Source organism: Kushneria phosphatilytica, from assembly GCF_008247605.1.
Lineage (GTDB): Bacteria > Pseudomonadota > Gammaproteobacteria > Pseudomonadales > Halomonadaceae > Kushneria > Kushneria phosphatilytica.
On sequence record NZ_CP043420.1, the window covers coordinates 1,955,638 to 1,974,487 of the forward strand.

The window sequence follows — 18,850 nt, forward strand, 5'->3', positions numbered from 1 at the left end:
CACCAAATTAGCTGAGGAATAACCACCTGTGGGCTGATACCCAACCACCGTCGACCGAACCCTAACCCCCGGTCATATTCATGAAGCGAACTATCTGAACATCACCATCCGTTGTAAAGTGATGGCGGTGCGGCTTCAGCGACATGGCATCACGAATACGTTCCTTGAGTGGTTCCATTTCTCCCGGATGGTTACGCAGTACTTCGCGCAGATCAGTAGAGTGCTCATTGCCCAGACATAGCAGCAGCCGCCCTTCCGCTGTCACACGAACGCGGTTACAGCTATCACAGAAATTGTGGGTATGCGGTGAAATGAAACCGATACGACTATGACTGTCCGCCATCCGGTAATAACGAGAAGGCCCCAGCGAGTCTTCGGTCGAAGGCAACAGCGGATAGTGCTGTTCGATTCGATCACGAACTTCGTCGCTGGAACAGAATGTCTCTTCACGACCATGATCGGAAACATCCCCCAGGGGCATTTCCTCGATGAAGCTGATGTCGACCCCTTCCTGACGGGCAAATTCGACTAGGTCAATCACTTCATCTTCGTTGCGCCCCTTGAGCACAACAGTATTCAGCTTGACCCGTTCAAATCCGGCTTCTCTTGCCGCTCGGATACCATCGAGCACCTTGTCGAGATTACCGGTGCGGGTCAGCTGATTGAAACGGTCATGGCGGAGCGAATCCAGACTGATATTAAGCCGGGTCATGCCACCTTCACGCAGCTGTTGGGCATAGCGCCTAAGCTGCGCGCCATTGGTGGTCATTGTAAAATCCTTCAGACCATCCAACTGGCCGATATTGCTGACCAGCTTGTCGATATCTCGTCTGACCAGAGGCTCGCCTCCTGTCAGACGGATCTTTTCAACACCCAGCTCGGTAAACGCCTGAGCAACCTGGCTCAATTCTTCGATTGACAGCACTTCACTACGAGGCAGAAAAGTCATCTGCTCGCTCATGCAATAAACGCAGCGAAAATCACAGCGGTCCGTTACGGAGATTCGCACATAGCGGATCCGTCGCTGAAAATTATCGATCAACTCGCTCATCGGACCTCCAACGTTGCAACGCTTCATTATCAGAAGCGCGCTCTCTGACCCAGTGATCGCCGTTTCGGGTGTGTTCCTTTTTCCAGAAAGGCGCCCGGGTCTTCAAATGATCCATACTATAGGCACAGGCTTCGAAAGCTGCCTGGCGATGCGCACTGGCAATCAGTACGGCCACGATGTCATCTCCGGGTGATAACCGCCCGACACGATGCACAATAAGGCCGGCCGATAGAGACCAGCGAAGCCGTGCTTCTTCCAATACGTCCTGCAGGGACGACTCCGTCATGCCTGGATAGTGCTCCAGCGTCATGGCAGTGATATCAGATCTTTCGCTGAAATCTCGCACCCGCCCCGTAAAGGTAACAATAGCGCCAATATCGGTACGTCCACTGACGATCTGTTGCTGCAGAGAACCGATCTCGAACGGCTCGGTCTGGACTATCACGTTGAAACTCATGAAGACCTCAACCAGTGCACTACGACAGACGGGAAGAGCCAATTTCAACCGCCGGTAACAGGAGGGAAGAAGGCGATTTCATCGCCGGGTGCGAGCGTGATGTCTCCCTGAACCACTTCATGATTAACAGCACAGAGAATACGAGGCTGTTCAAGCAGTTCGCCGGACTGAATCCGTTGCAACAAGAAAGCACGCAGTGCAGACAAACGCGTGTCTTCAAGATCAGTCAGAGAGACATGCAGACTTTCCACGTTCAGGCGTTCACGCAATTCGGCAAAAAACCGGACAGTAACCTGCATCTCCGGGTGTTCGAGAGGCGGGATGCCGGCTGTATCATCAGCCATGGTCTGATCCATTGCCCCACTCTGCGAATCTTCCCGGTGCCATTCGCCGGAACGGCCACCAGACTTGGTCTCCAGCTGCACGCCACCGATAACCATGCCTCTATCCACAGCCTTGCACATATCGTATAGCGTCAGACAGGCCACCGAGGCTGCAGTCAGCGCCTCCATTTCGACCCCAGTACGCCCTGCCAATCGACAGAAACTCCGGACTCGAACACCCGGCAATTGATGATCGAACTCGAAATCGACACTGACCTTCGACAGCATCAGTACATGACACAAGGGAATCAATTCATGCGTACGCTTGGCCGCCTGAATACCGGCAATACGTGCCGTCGCCAGCACATCACCCTTGGGCATGTCGTCATCTACCAGCAGCTTCAATGTTTCCGGCTGCATGCGAATCCAGCCGCTGGCCAGTGCTTCGCGGCGAGTTTCATCCTTGTCGTGCACGTCAACCATACTGGCCTGGCCGCGCTCATTCAGATGCGTTAGCGTCATGCATCACCTCCCCCGGAGGTCTCCAGGCTGCGTGGTCGGCAACACATGGGCCATCTCAGAGGCCATGTCAGCAACCACTCCGACAGCATGTCGTGATCGTCCAGCGACAGACGCGTCACTGAATCAGGTAATACCATCTCGTCAGTAGTAGCCACTGCGTGAATCCAGGGATCTTCCCAGGCTCGCAGGGGTTTGTTCAGTTCAGGTCGATAAAGCTCGAGTTTGGGCAGCGGCCACTGCTTGAACCCTTCAATCAGGATCATGTCCGGATTCAGCGATTGCACCTGATCAATCAGCATGGGCAGGTCGGGTTCATCCCGGCCCGGCGTTTCCATCATCAACGCAAAGCGTCTGCCGGAGGCTACCAGCATGGGGGCAGCTCCTGCCTGACGCAATCGGTGACTGTCCTTGCCGGGCTGATCCACATCAAATTCATGATGCGCATGCTTGATAACAGCAACATGCATGCCCCGCTCACTCAGTCGGGGTAACATCGCTTCCAGAAACGTAGTCTTGCCGGTCCCGCTCCATGCTGCAATACCCAGCAGCGGCGTGGTCTGTTGGCTCAGATCGAGTGACATCATGATCCCGGATTATCGTCTCGAGGTTTATCCAGCAATGATAACAGAGCCTCACCATCGGACTCGTGATTGACATTGGCAAAGGCCATATGTGATTCGAAACAGACGCTTGCCAATCGATGGCGGGCATACCAGCGGTCAATACGACGCTCACCAGCTGCCAGCGTTGTTGCCAGATCATCGGCGAGGCTCGTACGCATCAGTGCCACGACCGGGTGTACACGCTCGCTGTCACAAGCCTGCACAATATCCCTGTCTTCGGAAGCTGCGCTCTGAAGTCGAGAAACCAGGTCATGAGGGAGGAGCGGCGTATCGCACGGTGCAATCAGCACCCAGGGGGTTCGAACATGACGCATGGCGGTCAACATACCCATCAGAGGGCCCGCATAGCCCTCTTCCTGATCTGGTATTACCGGCCATCCAAGCGCACGATAGCGCTCATGAGAACGGTTGGCATTGATAATCAGGTGTCGAACCTGCGGCGCCAGCCGCGTAATGACATGACTGATCATGGGCAGTCCTGCCAGTGGTACCAGCCCCTTGTCCTGGCCTCCCATGCGTCTCCCCTGCCCGCCGGCAAGGATCACAGCAGTCAGATTTTCAACAGACATCGGCATCAACGGCGCCTGTATATTCAACCACCACTATAGTCGGAAGCAACCGATCGATTCAAATCGATTGCCATATCCGATATAGCGTTCGTGCTGTCTGACGCCGGGCAGGGACAGAAAGAATCAACGCGTCCCGAAGATGCGATCGCCGGCATCCCCCAGACCCGGGACGATATATCCATTGCCATCGAGATGATCATCCACGGAAGCCGTATAAAGATCGACATCCGGGTGCGCCTTTCTGACGCGCTCGATACCCTCAGGCGCCGCGACCAGTACGATGACCTTGATATCCCGGCAACCTCGAGTCTTGAGCATATCCAGTGTAGCGACCATCGAGCCGCCCGTGGCCAGCATGGGATCGATGACAATGGCCAGACGCTCGCCAAGATCATGCACGAACTTCTCGAAATAAGGGACCGGTTCAAGCGTTTCTTCATTACGATAGAGACCGACAACACTGATTCGGGCACTCGGTAGCAGTGATGTCACTCCATCCAGCATCCCCAACCCGGCTCGAAGAATCGGTACTATCGTTACCTTCTTGCCCTTGATTTCTTCGATCTCAACCGGATCGCCATTCCAGCCTTCAATGGTACGTTTTGTCAGCTCCAGCCCCTGGGTCGCTTCATAAGTCAAAAGCTGTGCAAGCTCATTGGCCAGTTCGCGAAATCCCTTGGTACTGACATGAGCAGTGCGCAGGATTCCCAGTTTGTGTTTGACCAGCGGATGGTCGATGGCGTGAACAGGCATGGCCAAAAGGTCCTCTGTTTTCAGAATTTGGGAAGGCAAGGCATTCGCCTGGCAATAAATCGACTTCAGCCTTCCGGCTGAACCGGCAGCCGCCAGTCGACAGGCGTCATGCCATGCTCCTGGAGAAAGGCATTGGCTCTGGAAAAATGACGACAACCGAAAAAGCCGCGATGCGCGGATAATGGTGAAGGGTGAGGTGCATGCAGAACGAGATGGCGCTGCCGATCAACAAACGAGGCTTTCTTCTGGGCATAGCTTCCCCAGAGCAGAAACACCACATGCTCACACTGTTCATTGATCGTGGCGATCGCACGGTCGGTGAAGGTTTCCCAGCCTTGCCCGCGATGCGCGGCAGCCTGCCCTCGCTCCACCGTCAGCACACTATTGAGCAGCAATACCCCCTGGCGCGCCCAGCTTTCCAAAAAGCCGTGACTGACCGCTGAAAATGGCACGTCATCGGCTTCCAGTTCCTTGTAGATATTGATCAACGAGGGAGGGATGGCTACGCCAGGGCGTACAGAGAAGCACAGACCGTGCGCCTGCCCGGGGCCATGATAGGGGTCCTGGCCGAGTATGACGACCTTGACGCTATCCAGAGGCGTCAGGGTAAAAGCACGAAACCAGTTCTCGGAAGACGGATAAACAATCCGGCGCTGATCCTTTTGTACGCGCAGAAACTCTTTTAACGTCTGCATGTAGGGCGCATCGAATTCACCATCGAGATGGCGCCCCCAACTCTCCGGCAAGGGTGAACTCATGGCCTACTCCTGTTGCGATCGCAGCTGATCAACCAGCGGCTCGACATAGGTGACCCCCATATCCCAGGGAAACTGGATCCATGTATCCTGGGGTACTTCGACCAGATACTGATCTACCAGAGGCCGACCTTCGGGTTTGGCATACACGGTGACAAAGTGCGCCTGAGGCAGCATGTCCCGCACTGCCCGTGCCGTTCGTCCGGTATCGACAAGGTCATCCACCAGCAGCCAGCGAGCGCCGTCGTGATCAATACCCTTGAGCACCTGCAATCCACCCTGCTCCATATGCTCATAACTCTTGATACAGACGGTATCAATCAGCCGCACATCAAGCTCACGGGCAATCAGCGCCGCTGGAATCAGTCCGCCACGCGTGACGGCTGCAATACCTTCAAAGTCTCGTTCGACCAGCTGTTGACACAGACTGCGCACGTCACGGTGCAGTTGATCCCAGGAAATCACGAAGTATTGATGGTAGCGATCAACGCTCATGGCTCGGGTTCCGGACAGAGGCACATGACTTTGCCAGCAGGTGCGTTAAAAAAATGCCGATTCGAAAATCGGCGCGGTCGTCATCATTCATTTTCGGTAAATTCACAGACAGCAAAAACACTATGTCCTTCGCGTCGAATACGATCGGAACCGCCGATTTCCGGCAGATCGATGATGGCTGCAGTTTCGATCACCCGACCACCACTGCGCTCGATGAGATTGGTCGCGGCCAGCATGCTGCCACCGGTGGCAATCAGATCATCCATGACGACAATTCGATCCCCTTCCCGGAAAGCATCAGCATGTAATTCCACGGTGGCTTCACCATATTCGAGCCGATAGGTTTCACTGATGGTCTGAAAAGGCAGCTTGCCCTTCTTGCGAATTGGCACAAAGCTGCAATTCAGCTCATAGGCCACTGGTGCGCCAATAATAAACCCACGAGCATCAATGGCAGCCACTGCATCAATTTCCATCTCCTGGTAACGATGCACAAAAGAGTCGATCAGCTTGCGAAAGGCGGCGCTGTTCTGCAGTACCGGCGTAATATCGCGAAAATTGATGCCCGGTTCGGGCCAGTCGCGAACCGTACGGATTACGGACTTGAGATAGTCGCCATAGATGCTCATGCAGGCTCCAGTCAATAGCGGCAGCTGGGAACCGACTCGTCGGACCAGGTCAAATCAATCGCCCGGCCGGCATCCCGGCGACGAGCCAGAGAAAGCGTCACGATCGGATACACGGCAGGAGGGCACGACATTCTAACCAAAGCAGCGCTGCCAATCGACCGTCACTCCGGGTCAGTTGTCATTGCACTCATGTATTTGCGCGTGCGGCCATGATCCGTTCAACCGTTTCCACGATGGTTTGAGTCTGAGGGTCAATTTCAATATTGACGTAATCATCTACCCTGCGTGAGCCAATGATGGTGCGCATCAGGGTTTCGGGGATCAGATTGATACAGAACTCACCTTCACGCAGTGCTCCCACGGTCAGGCTGATACCATCAATGCCGATATATCCCTTCTCGAAAATAAAGCGATGATAGGGCTCGGGCAGAGCCAACCAGAGACGACGATTGTTGGGCGCCTCCTCGATTTCGGTGATGCGCCCCTGACAAATGACATGGCCCGACATGAGATGTCCGCCGATCTCATCGCCAAAGCGAGCAGCTCGCTCGACGTTGAGCTGACTGCCTACCACCAGCTCACCCAGGTTGGTGGTCGCAAGCGTCTCACGCATCAGGTCAAAGCTGACACGCTGCCCCTCAATATTGACCACGGTCAGACAACAACCATTATGTGAAACGGAAGCCCCGGGCTCCAGGCCTTCACACAGGGCTGGAGAAAGCTCGATCACATGACGGCGCAGGCCCTCCAACTCTTCCAGCTCGACCAGCGTGGCTACTTCCTGCACGATCCCGGTAAACATCCCTACTCCCCGTATTGCATACTCCGATCTCGCCATCATACTCGCGCAAAGTGATCCGGGCGATTCGTTGACACCCTCTCGGGGACTCCATAAAATTCGGTCTCACGTTTTACGGCGCCGATTTGTAACCGGATTGCGGGCGCTCGAGAAATACGGCTAAAGAGGTGAGGCGGCATTCGGGGCCGGAGGCCCTGCAGCGCAGTGTCATCCGCGCATCACCGATACCGTCACCCCTGTCAGGCAGTGTTCCCTCCCGTTCCCGGCATCCGTTTCCGGCGCATTTCTTTTCCGCATGGCGCTATCGCCATTCCGGCAAGGCACTGCTGCATGATTCAACTCGACAATGTTACTCGCATTTTCGGGCAGGGAGGCTCTGCCGTTAAGGCACTTGACGACGTCTCCCTGGCCGTACCCGCCGGTAGTATCACCGGCGTCATCGGCACCTCCGGCGCTGGCAAGAGCACTCTGATCCGCTGTGTCAATCTGCTGGAAAGACCCACTTCGGGACATGTCACGGTCAACGGCGTCGAACTGACGGGACTCAACGATCGTGAACTGCGTCGAGCTCGTCATGACATTGGCATGATCTTTCAGCACTTCAATCTGCTGAACTCGCGCACCGTTCGAGGCAACATTGCGCTACCTCTCGAACTGATGGGGATCGACAAGCATGACATTCAATCCCGCATCGATCCTCTACTGGAGCTGACCGGACTGAGCGGACGCGCCGATGCCTGGCCGTCCATGCTCTCCGGTGGGCAGAAGCAGCGCGTCGCCATTGCCCGGGCTCTGGCCAGTCGCCCCAGGCTACTGTTATGCGATGAAGCCACCTCGGCCCTGGATCCCCAAACCACGGCTTCGATTCTGACACTGTTGCGCGATATCAATGAGCAGCTCGGGATAACGATTCTGCTGATCACTCACGAGATGGAAGTCGTGCGCAATATCTGTGACCGGGTAGCACTGCTCAGTGAGGGACGCATTATCGAGCACGCCGCTACCGGAGAGTTCTTTACGCGCCCCGAGAGCCCGGAAGGTCGCACATTCCTCAACGACTATCTCGAACTCACCCCATCACGCAGCCTGCAATCACGCTTGTTTGCCGAACCGGCCGAGGACCGACATCCGGTTGTACGGTTGACCTTTCATGACGATAGTGTCGCCCGAGTACTGGCATCACGATTGGCCCGGGAGTTCGGGGTCGACATCAGTATTCTGCAATCGCGCATCGAAGAGGTGCGCGGACGCACGCTGGGCCTGATGATCGCCGAAATCATGGGTCCCGCTTCCCACACACGGCAGGTACTGCAACACCTGCATACGCTCGAACTCGATGTGGAGGTCCTGGGTCATGTCCAGCGCCATGATTGAACGCATTGTCAGCGCCGTTTTCGAGACACTGTACATGGTCGCCTTAAGTGGGCTCATCGGTACCGTGCTGGGCGTCGCCATGGGGGTTGCCCTGTACATTACCCGTCGCGGCAATTTCCTGGAGAAGCCTTTCTTCAATCGGGTGTTGAGCATCATCGTCAATATCGGACGCTCGGTACCCTTCATCATCCTGGCCCTGGCGATCGTCCCCTTTACCCAGTTGCTGGTCGGCACCTTCATCGGCAATACAGCGGCCGTGGTCCCTCTGACCATTGCAGCCACTCCCTTTGTTGCAAGGCTGGTCGAGGGCGCGCTGCTTGAAGTGCCCGAGGGTCTGATCGAAGCCGCCCAGGCCATGGGCGCCACACCCGGCCAGATCATCTTTCGCATTCTGTTGCCCGAAGCCAGCGCCGGCATCATTACTGCCATCACCGTAACCTTCATTTCGCTGATCGGTTACTCCGCCATGGCGGGTGGCATCGGTGCTGGCGGTCTGGGGGCAGTCGCCATCAACTATGGTTACAACCGCTACGACACCGGCGTCATGCTGATCACCGTCATCATCATGATTGTCATGGTTCAGGGCATCCAGACACTAGGGGACCGACTGGTTCGACGGGCTCAGCACCGCTGAGGCGGTGTATAGCCTTGCTGCAAAACGACACTCAAGGGAGCAAAACGCAATGCCAGTAACTTTTTCTCGTTCACTTCGACTGACCGGTGCCGTCCTGGCATTGGCCGGCACTACACTGCTCTCCGCCTGTGGCGGATCGGGAGATGACGACCAGACTGTCAAGGTTGGCACCATCGCCGGACCGGAAACCGAGCTGATGCAGGAAGCCAAACGCATCGCTCAGGAGAAATACGGGCTTGATGTCGAAATTACCGAGTTCAATGATTATGTTTCGCCCAATGTTGCTCTGGCCAATGGCAACCTCGATGCCAATGCCTACCAGCACCAGCCTTACCTTGACAGCATGAACAGTGATCGTGGCTGGGACCTGGTAGCCGCAGGCAAGACCTTCCTCTATCCGATCGGTGCCTATTCGAAAAAATATGATGCCATCAACCGGATTCCGGACGGCGCTACCATTGCCCTGCCCAACGACCCATCAAATGAGGCACGCTCTCTGCTGGTACTGGCTCGCAACAATCTGATCGAGCTGAAGGACGATAACGATCCGCTGGCTACACCTGATGACATTACCGCCAACCCTCACAATTTTAAAATTGTCGAACTTGATGCCGCTCAATTGCCACGGTCACTCTCGGATGTAGCACTGGCATTCATCAACAATACCTTTGCCAAGCCTGCCGGACTGACGCTGGACGATGCCCTGCTGCGAGAAAGCCCCGATTCACCCTATGTCAACCTGATCGTGGTGCAACAGGGAGACCAGGACAAGGACAGGATTCGACATCTGGTCGAAGCCTTCCAGAGCCAGGCAGTTGCTGACAAGGCACGCCAGCTGTTTGGCTCGGGTGCCATACCCGGCTGGCAGACGCGTGAAGAGAGCCAATCGGCAGACGCTTCTTCACAGGATCAGTAAATGAACGGCCTGACGGGGCCAGACGATGGCCTCGTCAGCCCGCAATCAAAAGGAGATGGGTGATGACCGACTATTCCATGCTGGCCAGGCAGCTCGAGGCGCTGCTTGATACACGGGACTGGCTGACCAATCTCTCACAGACAGCCGCTTTCATTTTTCATAATGTCCCGGAGCTGAACTGGGCCGGTTTCTATTTGCACCGACAACCACAGACTCTGATTCTGGGACCTTTTCAGGGGCAGCCAGCCTGTAATCCGATCCCGTTCGATCAGGGAGTCTGCGGTACGGCAGCACTCAGCGGCGAGACTCAACGCGTCGAAGACGTACATGCCTTTCCCGGGCACATTGCCTGTGATGCGGCTTCACGTTCGGAACTGGTGGTGCCGTTGCTTGTCGGGGATCGCATGATCGGCGTACTGGATCTGGACAGCCCTCTTCCAGGGCGCTTTACCGCTGATGACCAGACCGGTATTGAAGCTCTGTGTGAAGTCCTGATCAGAACGACGTCGCTGACCGATATCCCCGGTGACAACCGCGATTGAATTGATGGTCATGAATAACAAAACCCCGCTCGGTGGCGGGGTTCTGAGAAATTCTGGTAGGACCGAGCGGATTTGAACCGCTGACCTCCACGATGTCAACGTGGCGCTCTAACCAACTGAGCTACGGTCCTGCAATCGTTCATGATGCATCTGTCGATCAGACTGAAACCAACTGGTAGGACCGAGCGGATTTGAACCGCTGACCTCCACGATGTCAACGTGGCGCTCTAACCAACTGAGCTACGGTCCTGCACAATCATGACGATATTCGAGAGGCAGATCAGGCATCTGGTGTCCCCTGTGTGCCTCCCGATAACGCTGCGATATTGTACTGATTCTATTGCCCGGCGCAACCGTTGAATGACCGGTTTGTGCTTATGGTAAAAGAATCAAACCATACCAGAGCAGTCCACCCAGACCCGCGCCGATAATCGGCCCAAGGACGGGTACCCAGGCGTAGCCCCAATCACAGCCGCCCTTGCCATGAATCGGCAGCGCCGCATGCGCCAGACGCGGTCCAAGATCACGCGCCGGGTTGATTGCATAGCCTGTTGGCCCCCCCAGAGAGAGTCCGACCGCCCAGACCAGGCCCCCTACCAGAAACGGCAACAATCCCGGCGATATATTCTGCGTAGAAGCGATTCCGCCCAGACATAGTAGAAAGATGGCAGTACTGACGATTTCACACAGCACGTTGCCAAAAGGACTGCGGATACCAGGGTCGGTGCAGAACACAGCCAGTTTGAGCTCTTTCTCCGGAGTGGCCCGAAAATGGGGTAAATAGGCCAGCCAGACCAGCACACCACCAGCAAAGCCACCAGCAATCTGCGCCACGATGTAGGCGAAGATCATGGCCGGATCCTGATGCATGCCGGTAATCCATTTGGCCAACGTCACCGCTGGATTGATGTCGGCATCCGGCGAACCAGTCGCCGTTGCGACAAACACGGCCACCATGACCGCCAATCCCCAACCGGTGGCAATCACGATCCAGTCGGCTCCGGAGCCCTTTGTTTTTCTCAATACCACGTTGGCCACGACACCATCACCGAATACGATCAGTGTCATGGTGCCAAGAAACTCTCCCACCAGGGCATGCATGGCGTGCTCCTTTCAAAACACCCGAATGCGGTTGGCAACCGACTCGAAAGCCGGCGATTAAATGCGGGGCATACGCCCCGCACCATTTAGCGCTCAGCTCTCTCCGGTATCACCGGAGCGAACCCTGTCGACGGCTTCCAGCCAGCCCGTGTAAAGCGAGTCACGCTCTTCTTCGCTCATCCGTGGGGAGAAGGAACGCTCGCAATTCCACAGGGAAGTGATGTCATGGAGGGAGTCATACCAGCCGATCTGCAGCCCGGCGAGATAGGCCGACCCCAGGGCCGTGGTTTCGAGAATATAAGGTCGATCCACACGAACATTGAGAATGTCTGCAAGGAACTGCATGACCCAGTTGTTGCTGACCATTCCTCCGTCAACCCGCAGGGTTTCAGTGGGCGCTGAAGTATCAGCATTCATGCACTCCTGCAGATCACGCGTCTGATAGCAAACGGATTGCAGCCCGGCAGCGACGATTTCGGCGATTCCGGTGCTACGCGTCAGGCCGAAGATGGCACCACGTGCCTGCGGATCCCAGTGTGGCGCGCCAAGGCCGGTAAAGGCCGGTACCAGATAAACGCCATGACCCACACCGGTCTTGCGGGCCAGGGTTTCAGTTTCCGAAGCATCCTGAAACAGCTTGAGGCCATCACGCATCCATTGCACGGTAGCGCCAGCCACGAAGATACTGCCCTCCATGGCGTAGGTCACCTTGCCGTTAATACGATAACCGACAGTAGTCAGTAGCTTGTTTTTGGACAGCTCAGCCTTGTCGCCCGTATTCATGATCATGAAACACCCTGTCCCATAGGTGCTTTTGACCATGCCCGGCTCGAAACAGGCCTGTCCCACCAGCGCTGCCTGCTGATCGCCTGCCACCCCGGCGATCAGTACCGAGGCACCCAACAACTGAGCATCGGTTTTACCGAATTCGGCGCTGCAATCCATCACCTCTGGCATCATCGATTCGGGAATACCGAACAGCTCGAGCAATTCGCTATCCCAACACTGCTCATGAATGTTGAACAAACAAGTTCGGGAAGCATTGGTCGCATCGGTGCGGTGCTGGCGACCACCGGTCAGCTTCCAGATCAGATAGCTGTCAACAGTACCGAACAACAGCTCTCCACGCTCTGCACGCTCACGGGCTCCTTCGACATTTTCGAGCAGCCAGTGCACCTTGGATGCAGAGAAATAAGGATCAATCAGCAGTCCCGTTTTCGCCTGGATGGTTTCCGTATGCCCTGCCCGGCGAAGCTGCTGGCAATAATCGCTGGTACGTCGATCCTGCCAGACGATGGCATTATGGATGGGCTCACCGGTATGACGATCCCAGACAATGGCGGTTTCGCGCTGGTTGGTGATACTCAGGGCCGCAATATCATGGATGGTCTTGCCCGCATTGGTCAGCGCCTGACGCGCCGTTCGCAATGTGGATTGCCAGATATCGTCAACATTGTGCTCTACCCAGCCGCTACCGGGAAAATGCTGGGGAAATTCTTCCTGAGCCAGCCCTACGACCTGACCTTCCCGATTGAACAGAATGGTTCGGGTACTCGTTGTTCCCTGATCGATGGAAAGTATGCAGGAGGTCATGATCGTACTCCTAGTTGGGTATGAGGCGTCATGAAAAGAATGTCTGTCGATAGTGACGCCGGTTCGAAAGCATGTTCACTCACTGACGCAATTTTCGGTATCGAACTTTCGAATAGTTCATTTTCCCGTAACTGCCTCGATGAACACCGTCGTAATGATCGCTTTCGAACATATAGATTTCATCTCTCGGCAACAATTGTCCAACCCTCGAAAATGATTAGACTTTTGTCTACGCCAGCAGTAACAGCACATTTTACTTGTGCAGCGCTAACATGGGCTGCAGGCATACAACCATGTCTATCCTGATGCCATCCGCCAGCAAAATTGGACCACTGAAACGTGCGACAGTCTCAGAGACACCAGGCCATCCTGGATTTCGTCAGACAACGCGGTTACGCCTCGATCGAACAATTGACCGATCATTTCGGCGTCACGCCTCAGACCATTCGACGTGACCTCAATCAACTCGCCGATGCCGGCAAACTTCGGCGGGTACATGGCGGCGCAGGCATGGAATCCAGCACCGTCAACACTGCCTACAGTGATCGCAAGCTGATCAACCACGAAGCCAAGGCACGCATTGCACGTTGCCTGGCCGAGCAGATACCTGATCGCAGTTCGCTTTTTATCAATATCGGGACCAGTACCGAACTGGTGGCCGAGGCCCTGCTTGCTCATCACGAGCTGGAAGTTATTACCAACAACCTCAATGTCGCCGCCATTCTGCAGCATCGGGAAGACTTTAACGTGGTGATTGCCGGTGGGTCCGTACGTTCCAGGGATGGAGGCATCATCGGGGAAGCCACCATCGACTTCATCAACCAGTTCAAGGTTGATTACGGCATCATCGGCATCAGCAGCATCGATGAGGATGGGGCTTTGCTTGACTATGATTATCAGGAAGTGCGTGTCGCTCAGGCCATTATCAATAATTCGCGACAGGTATTTCTGGCAGCCGATCACTCCAAGTTTTCTCGTAATGCCGTGGTGCGCCTGGGCAACTTACGTCAGGTGAATGCCCTGTTCACCGATCGTGATCCGCCGGCAGCAATCCGTCGCCTGATGCGTGAAGAGGATATTGCACTGCATATCTGCCCTGGCACTGACGCCGATGAATCGGAGGAAACGGACCTGACCCAGACACTCTGAGCAGCCGGCAGTCACGCAAACGAAGTATCAGCGCCTTTCGCGGATGCGAAATGAAATGTTCGGAGTTGAATATTTCATTTTCATTTGCGAAAGTTGGTGACAGAAACGAAGATGGCTTCAGCTGTCGACCCTTTCCTGAATCACGTGGCGCGATCACGCGCAAGGCGGGCGCATGACTACCGAACATACCACTACCACCACGCCAACTCTGGATCTCTTTGTGATTGGCGGCGGTATCAACGGCACCGGTATCGCCAATGACGCCGCGGGCCGAGGCCTGAAAGTCGGCCTGTGTGAGCAGAATGACCTGGCCAGCGCGACATCTTCTGCTTCCAGCAAGCTCATTCATGGTGGCTTGCGTTATCTGGAACATTACGAATTCCGCCTGGTACGCGAAGCTCTGCATGAGCGCGAGGTCCTGTTGAAAAAGGCCCCTCACATCGTCTGGCCAATGCGCTTCATCCTGCCGCATCAGTCTCATTTGCGTCCGGCCTGGATGCTCCGCGCTGGCCTGTTCCTTTACGATCATCTCAGTTCCCGCGATACCCTGCCGGGTGCTCGCAGCCTGCGTTTTGGAAATGACAGCCCGCTCAAGCGCGATATCAAACGTGGCTTTGAATATTCCGATTGCTGGGTCGACGACGCCCGCATGGTCGTGCTCAATGCCCTGCAGGCGAGCCAGCAGGGAGCGGAAGTGCTTACTCGAACACGCTGCATTGAAGCGGTGGAAGAAGATAACGAGTGGGTATTAACACTTGAGAATCTTGTCAGCGGTGAGCGTGTAACCCGACGCGCCAGGGCACTGGTCAACGCAGCCGGCCCCTGGGTAGAAGCCTTTATCAGAGGCAACACGAAACGTACATCACGCTATGGCATCAACATGATCAAGGGCAGCCATATCGTGACCCGACGTATCAACCGCGATGAACGCGCCTATATCCTTCAAAATGAGGACAAGCGTATCGTTTTTGTCCTGCCCTGGCAGGGTGAGTACAGCCTTATCGGTACAACGGATGTCAATTATGATGGTGATCCTGCCAATATCACTATCAGCGAAGAAGAAACCGATTACCTGCTCAAGGTCATCAATGACCACTTTGAAGCGCCGATCAGCCGCGACGATATCGTTACCAGCTATTCCGGTGTACGCCCCCTGTGTGATGACGAATCCGATGACCCGTCTGCCATGAGTCGTGACTATACCCTCGACCTGGACAGCAAGGGCGCGCCCATGCTTTCGGTGTTTGGGGGCAAGATCACTACCTTCCGCAAACTGGCCGAAGCCGCCATGGCAGAGCTGGCCCCCTGGTTTCCGAACATGGGAGAGGCATGGACCGCTGACGCCACCATGCCAGGGGGCGCCATTCCGGGACGGCTGGAGTATGCCCGTCGGCTCGAGCAGGATTACCCTTTTCTTGGCGAAGAGCGCGCTCGGCGTTTTGCCTCCAGCTACGGTGCGCTGTGTGAACAGTTCCTGCGGGGGGTCACCTCGCTCGAGGACCTGGGAGAGGATTTCGGCGGCGGAATGACGCGTGCCGAGGTCGATTACCTTATCGATCACGAATGGGCGTTAAGCGTGGAGGATATTCTCTGGCGCCGCACCAAGATGGACATGCACTTCGATGAGACACAGCGCCAACGCCTGAATGCCTACGTCGAGGAGCGCACGGTCCAAAAGGCCGAGCATCCCGAGCCTGCCTGACACGAGCACAACACTCGTCCGTCCGAAGCTTCATGAAAGACGCCCCGGTAGCTCATACCGGGGCGTTTTTCATGGAAAGGCGCGATGACTCAGCCCTGAATGCCCCCCTGGGTCAGGTGGGCCGGGTCCAGATGTCGCTCGAGTTCCTCACGGGAAAGCTCGGTTTGTTCTTCAGCAACATCAATAATGGGACGCCCTTCCTGGTAGGCTTTCTTGGCCACCTGAGCAGCAGCGTTGTAGCCGATTACCGGATTGAGAGCCGTCACCAGTACCGGATTCTTTGCCAGGGGCTGCTCGATACTGTCACGCCGTACATTGAAGCTTTTGATTGCCTTGTCGGCCAGCAATCGCGATACGTTATTGAGCAGATGGATCGAGCCCAGCACATTGTGTGCCATCAGCGGCAGCATTACATTAAGCTGAAAGTTGCCCGACTGCCCGCCCACGGTAATCGCCGCATCATTACCGATAACCTGAGAGGCCACCTGAGCAGCTGATTCGGGAATAACCGGATTGACCTTGCCTGGCATGATCGAACTGCCCGGCTGCAAAGCCTCGAGTTCGATCTCGCCAAGACCGGCCAGCGGCCCGGAATTCATCCAGCGCAGATCGTTGCTGATCTTCATCAGAGCACAGGCATAAGCCTTGAGATGACCGGAAAGCTCGACCGTGGCGTCCTGCGATCCAAGGCTGGCAAAGAAGCTGTCGCTGGGCCGAAAGCTCAGGCCCGTATGTTCGGAGAGTTTGCGAGCGAAGCGCTCGGCAAATTCGGGATGCGCATTGATCCCGGTCCCCACGGCCGTACCGCCCTGAGCCAAACGCGCCAGACGCGACATGACACCTTCAAGGCGCTCGATGGATTGAGCGACCTGATCAGCCCAACCCCCCATTTCCTGACTCATCCGAACCGGCATGGCATCCATGAGATGAGTACGCCCGGTTTTCACGACATCATCCAGCGACTTGCCCTTCTCTTCGATCATCTGCTGAAGATGGCGCAATGTTGGCAACAAGCGCTCCTGCAGCTCCAGGCTGCAAGCGATATGCAGCGCAGTGGGAATGGTGTCGTTGCTGCTCTGCCCCATGTTGACATGATCATTGGGCCCGACTTCCAGCCCCTCCCTGGACGCCAGATGCGAAATGACCTCATTGACGTTCATATTGGTGGAAGTCCCGGAACCGGTCTGAAAAACATCGACCGGAAACTGATCACCATACTGCCCGTCGATAAGCGCATCGGCGGCTTCGATGATCGCTTTTGCCCGCGCCTCATCGAGCAGGCCAAGATCGAAATTGACCTCGGCCGCGGCTCGCTTGACCCGCGCTACCGCACGTATGAACTGGGGCGGCAATGGCTGACCGCTGACCGGAAAATTGTCAATGGCCCGCTGAGTCTGAGCGCCATAAAGCGCTTCCTGCGGGACTTCCAGCTCACCCATGCTGTCGCGTTCGATGCGGGTCTGGCTCATGATCTCCCTCCTGGTAATCACTGATGGAGCACTATGGAACGACCGCAAGACAGAAAGATCTGCAATGCGATGCGAACGATGACTGGGGACAGCGACCACTGATGAAAGAGGATACTTCCGCGTACCCGGGCACACATGCCCCCTGCACTTTGCAAGGTTAGCAGTCGGGCGGCCGGATGGCTGCTGCCCGGGTATACGCGAAGAAGGCGATGGCCAGAACCGGGTGTTTCCTATTCGAACTCGATGACCTGGCGAATGGCACTACCATCGGCCAGACGATCGAAGCCCTCATTGATCTCGTCCAGCCCAAGCCGATGAGTCAGCAACCGCTCTACCGGCAGCCGCCCGGCCTGGTGGAGCGCGATATATTCGGGCACATCCAGGGCGGGTACGTGGCCGCCAAGATAGGACCCCTTGAGAGTGCGCTGCTCCGCAACCATGCGCGTTGGGCTGATGGCCAGGCGAACATCGGGATGCGGTAGCCCCGACGTGACGGTCGTGCCCCCACGTCGTGTGCATTCAAAGGCAAATTCCAGGGCACTGGCCACCCCGGCAAACTCGGTGGCCAGATCCACCCCGCCGCCACTGATCTGTCGCACCTGCTCGATGGCATCGGGATCACTACTGTTCACGGTATGCGTCGCCCCGATACTGCTGGCCATTTCAAGCTTGCTCGGATCGATATCGGCAGCAATGATCTGACGGGCACCCGCACCAATGGCACCCAGTACCGCCGCCAGGCCAACCCCCCCCAGACCGGTCACCAGTACCGATTCTCCCAGCCGCACACCACCGGTATGCACAACCGCCCCAACCCCGGTCAAAACGGCACAACCGAACAGTGCCGCGATATGAAATGGCAGGGTCGGATCAATTCGGGTCAGTGAACGCCTTGAGGCAACCGCATGGTCAGCAAATCCCGATACACCGATGTGATGGTAAAGCTGTTCCTCGCCGCGATGGAGTCGTAGCCCCCCGCCCAGCAACACGCCTGCAGTATTGGCAGCGGCGCCGGGTTTGCAGAGCGTCGCCTCACCGGCGAGACAGAAGTTGCAGCGCCCACAGCTGGGAGCAAAGGAAAAAACCACATGATCTCCAAGCTCCAGATCGTCTACTCCGGGCCCTGTTTCGACGACCTCACCGGCTGCCTCATGGCCCAGAACCATCGGTAGTGGTCTTGGCCGAGCGCCATTGATGGTCGATAGATCCGAGTGACACAGACCGGCTGCACGAATCCGCACCAGGACTTCATTGCGCTGCGGCGCCTCCAGATCAATTTCCTCGATAGTCAATGGCCTGGAGTCCCGATAGGGACGTGGTTTTTCCATTTCACGCAGTACAGCGGCACGGGTTTTCATCTCACAACTCCAGCTGGACAGGTAGCGATACAAGGC

General features: G+C 56.2%; 20 protein-coding genes, 2 tRNA genes and 1 riboswitch. Of the genes, 6 read left to right on the plus strand and 16 right to left on the minus strand.

Annotation, left to right across the window (positions count from 1 at the left end; translation table 11 throughout):
• Positions 1-61 precede the first annotated feature (61 nt).
• The 10 genes from moaA to FY550_RS09020 form a co-directional block, all read right to left on the minus strand.
• The gene (gene moaA / locus FY550_RS08975) at positions 62-1,051 is read right to left on the minus strand and encodes a GTP 3',8-cyclase MoaA (RefSeq protein ID WP_070977602.1); all 990 of its coding nucleotides are present in this window, start codon (positions 1,049-1,051) and stop codon (positions 62-64) included.
• Positions 1,032-1,508, minus strand: a complete 477-nt coding sequence (gene moaE / locus FY550_RS08980; RefSeq protein WP_070977902.1) for a molybdopterin synthase catalytic subunit MoaE — start codon at positions 1,506-1,508, stop codon at positions 1,032-1,034. The genes moaA and moaE overlap by 20 nt, the downstream gene beginning before the upstream one ends.
• 44 nt (positions 1,509-1,552) lie before the next feature.
• A complete protein-coding gene (gene moaC / locus FY550_RS08985) occupies positions 1,553-2,353 on the minus strand; it encodes a cyclic pyranopterin monophosphate synthase MoaC (RefSeq protein ID WP_070977603.1) in 801 nt (266 codons plus the stop codon).
• Positions 2,350-2,934 carry a molybdopterin-guanine dinucleotide biosynthesis protein B gene (gene mobB, locus FY550_RS08990; RefSeq protein ID WP_070977604.1) on the minus strand — a complete coding sequence of 195 codons (585 nt, stop codon included), beginning with the start codon at positions 2,932-2,934 and terminating at the stop codon, positions 2,350-2,352. Before mobB ends, moaC begins: the two co-directional genes overlap by 4 nt.
• A complete protein-coding gene (mobA, locus tag FY550_RS08995; RefSeq protein ID WP_267902455.1) occupies positions 2,934-3,551 on the minus strand; it encodes a molybdenum cofactor guanylyltransferase MobA in 618 nt (205 codons plus the stop codon). The genes mobB and mobA overlap by 1 nt, the downstream gene beginning before the upstream one ends.
• A gap of 117 nt (positions 3,552-3,668) precedes the next feature.
• Positions 3,669-4,298 carry a uracil phosphoribosyltransferase gene (gene upp, locus FY550_RS09000; RefSeq protein ID WP_070977606.1) on the minus strand — a complete coding sequence of 210 codons (630 nt, stop codon included), beginning with the start codon at positions 4,296-4,298 and terminating at the stop codon, positions 3,669-3,671.
• Between the two features lie 65 nt (positions 4,299-4,363).
• Positions 4,364-5,056, minus strand: coding sequence for a uracil-DNA glycosylase (ung, locus tag FY550_RS09005; RefSeq protein ID WP_070977607.1), 693 nt, complete (start codon positions 5,054-5,056; stop codon positions 4,364-4,366).
• Between the two features lie 3 nt (positions 5,057-5,059).
• On the minus strand, positions 5,060-5,548 hold the full coding sequence (gene gpt / locus FY550_RS09010; protein ID WP_070977608.1) for a xanthine phosphoribosyltransferase: 489 nt from the start codon (positions 5,546-5,548) through the stop codon (positions 5,060-5,062).
• Between the two features lie 83 nt (positions 5,549-5,631).
• On the minus strand, positions 5,632-6,177 hold the full coding sequence (locus FY550_RS09015; protein ID WP_070977609.1) for an adenine phosphoribosyltransferase: 546 nt from the start codon (positions 6,175-6,177) through the stop codon (positions 5,632-5,634).
• Between the two features lie 187 nt (positions 6,178-6,364).
• Entirely contained in the window at positions 6,365-6,979 is a 615-nt protein-coding gene (locus tag FY550_RS09020) for a riboflavin synthase (protein ID WP_070977610.1), read from the minus strand.
• Between the two features lie 104 nt (positions 6,980-7,083).
• Positions 7,084-7,160: riboswitch (SAM riboswitch) on the plus strand.
• Between the two features lie 146 nt (positions 7,161-7,306).
• Between FY550_RS09020 and FY550_RS09025 the strand changes: the two genes are divergently transcribed.
• The 4 genes from FY550_RS09025 (at position 7,307) to FY550_RS09040 (ending at position 10,442) form a co-directional block, all read left to right on the plus strand.
• Positions 7,307-8,350 carry a methionine ABC transporter ATP-binding protein gene (locus FY550_RS09025; RefSeq protein ID WP_149054489.1) on the plus strand — a complete coding sequence of 348 codons (1,044 nt, stop codon included), beginning with the start codon at positions 7,307-7,309 and terminating at the stop codon, positions 8,348-8,350.
• Positions 8,331-8,984, plus strand: coding sequence for a methionine ABC transporter permease (locus FY550_RS09030; protein ID WP_149054490.1), 654 nt, complete (start codon positions 8,331-8,333; stop codon positions 8,982-8,984). Before FY550_RS09025 ends, FY550_RS09030 begins: the two co-directional genes overlap by 20 nt.
• Before the next feature lie 49 nt (positions 8,985-9,033).
• Entirely contained in the window at positions 9,034-9,900 is an 867-nt protein-coding gene (locus FY550_RS09035; RefSeq protein ID WP_070977611.1) for a MetQ/NlpA family ABC transporter substrate-binding protein, read from the plus strand.
• Between the two features lie 62 nt (positions 9,901-9,962).
• Positions 9,963-10,442 (plus strand): GAF domain-containing protein, encoded by a 480-nt coding sequence (locus tag FY550_RS09040; protein ID WP_070977612.1) that lies wholly within the window; start codon positions 9,963-9,965, stop codon positions 10,440-10,442.
• 54 nt (positions 10,443-10,496) lie between these two features.
• On the opposite strand, the gene FY550_RS09045 is transcribed toward FY550_RS09040, so the two are convergent.
• The 4 genes from FY550_RS09045 to glpK all read right to left on the minus strand — a co-directional run bounded on the left by FY550_RS09045 (position 10,497) and on the right by glpK (position 13,136).
• Positions 10,497-10,573: transfer RNA gene (locus tag FY550_RS09045), tRNA-Val, on the minus strand.
• Positions 10,574-10,615: 42 nt separating this feature from the next.
• Positions 10,616-10,692: transfer RNA gene (locus FY550_RS09050), tRNA-Val, on the minus strand.
• A gap of 125 nt (positions 10,693-10,817) precedes the next feature.
• Complete coding sequence (locus FY550_RS09055) at positions 10,818-11,543, minus strand: MIP/aquaporin family protein (protein ID WP_070977613.1); 726 nt, start codon at positions 11,541-11,543, stop codon at positions 10,818-10,820.
• A 93-nt stretch (positions 11,544-11,636) separates the two neighbouring features.
• Positions 11,637-13,136 carry a glycerol kinase GlpK gene (glpK, locus tag FY550_RS09060; protein ID WP_070977614.1) on the minus strand — a complete coding sequence of 500 codons (1,500 nt, stop codon included), beginning with the start codon at positions 13,134-13,136 and terminating at the stop codon, positions 11,637-11,639.
• 339 nt (positions 13,137-13,475) lie between these two features.
• Here glpK and FY550_RS09065 point away from each other — a divergent pair, with 339 nt between their 5' ends.
• Together FY550_RS09065 and glpD are read left to right on the plus strand one after the other, a co-directional pair.
• On the plus strand, positions 13,476-14,285 hold the full coding sequence (locus tag FY550_RS09065; RefSeq protein WP_070977615.1) for a DeoR/GlpR family transcriptional regulator: 810 nt from the start codon (positions 13,476-13,478) through the stop codon (positions 14,283-14,285).
• Between the two features lie 172 nt (positions 14,286-14,457).
• Entirely contained in the window at positions 14,458-15,987 is a 1,530-nt protein-coding gene (glpD, locus tag FY550_RS09070; RefSeq protein WP_070977616.1) for a glycerol-3-phosphate dehydrogenase, read from the plus strand.
• An 89-nt stretch (positions 15,988-16,076) separates the two neighbouring features.
• On the opposite strand, the gene FY550_RS09075 is transcribed toward glpD, so the two are convergent.
• Positions 16,077-17,456 carry a class II fumarate hydratase gene (locus FY550_RS09075; protein ID WP_070977617.1) on the minus strand — a complete coding sequence of 460 codons (1,380 nt, stop codon included), beginning with the start codon at positions 17,454-17,456 and terminating at the stop codon, positions 16,077-16,079.
• 230 nt (positions 17,457-17,686) lie between these two features.
• Positions 17,687-18,814 carry a zinc-dependent alcohol dehydrogenase family protein gene (locus FY550_RS09080; protein ID WP_070977618.1) on the minus strand — a complete coding sequence of 376 codons (1,128 nt, stop codon included), beginning with the start codon at positions 18,812-18,814 and terminating at the stop codon, positions 17,687-17,689.
• Between the last annotated feature and the right edge of the window lie 36 nt (positions 18,815-18,850).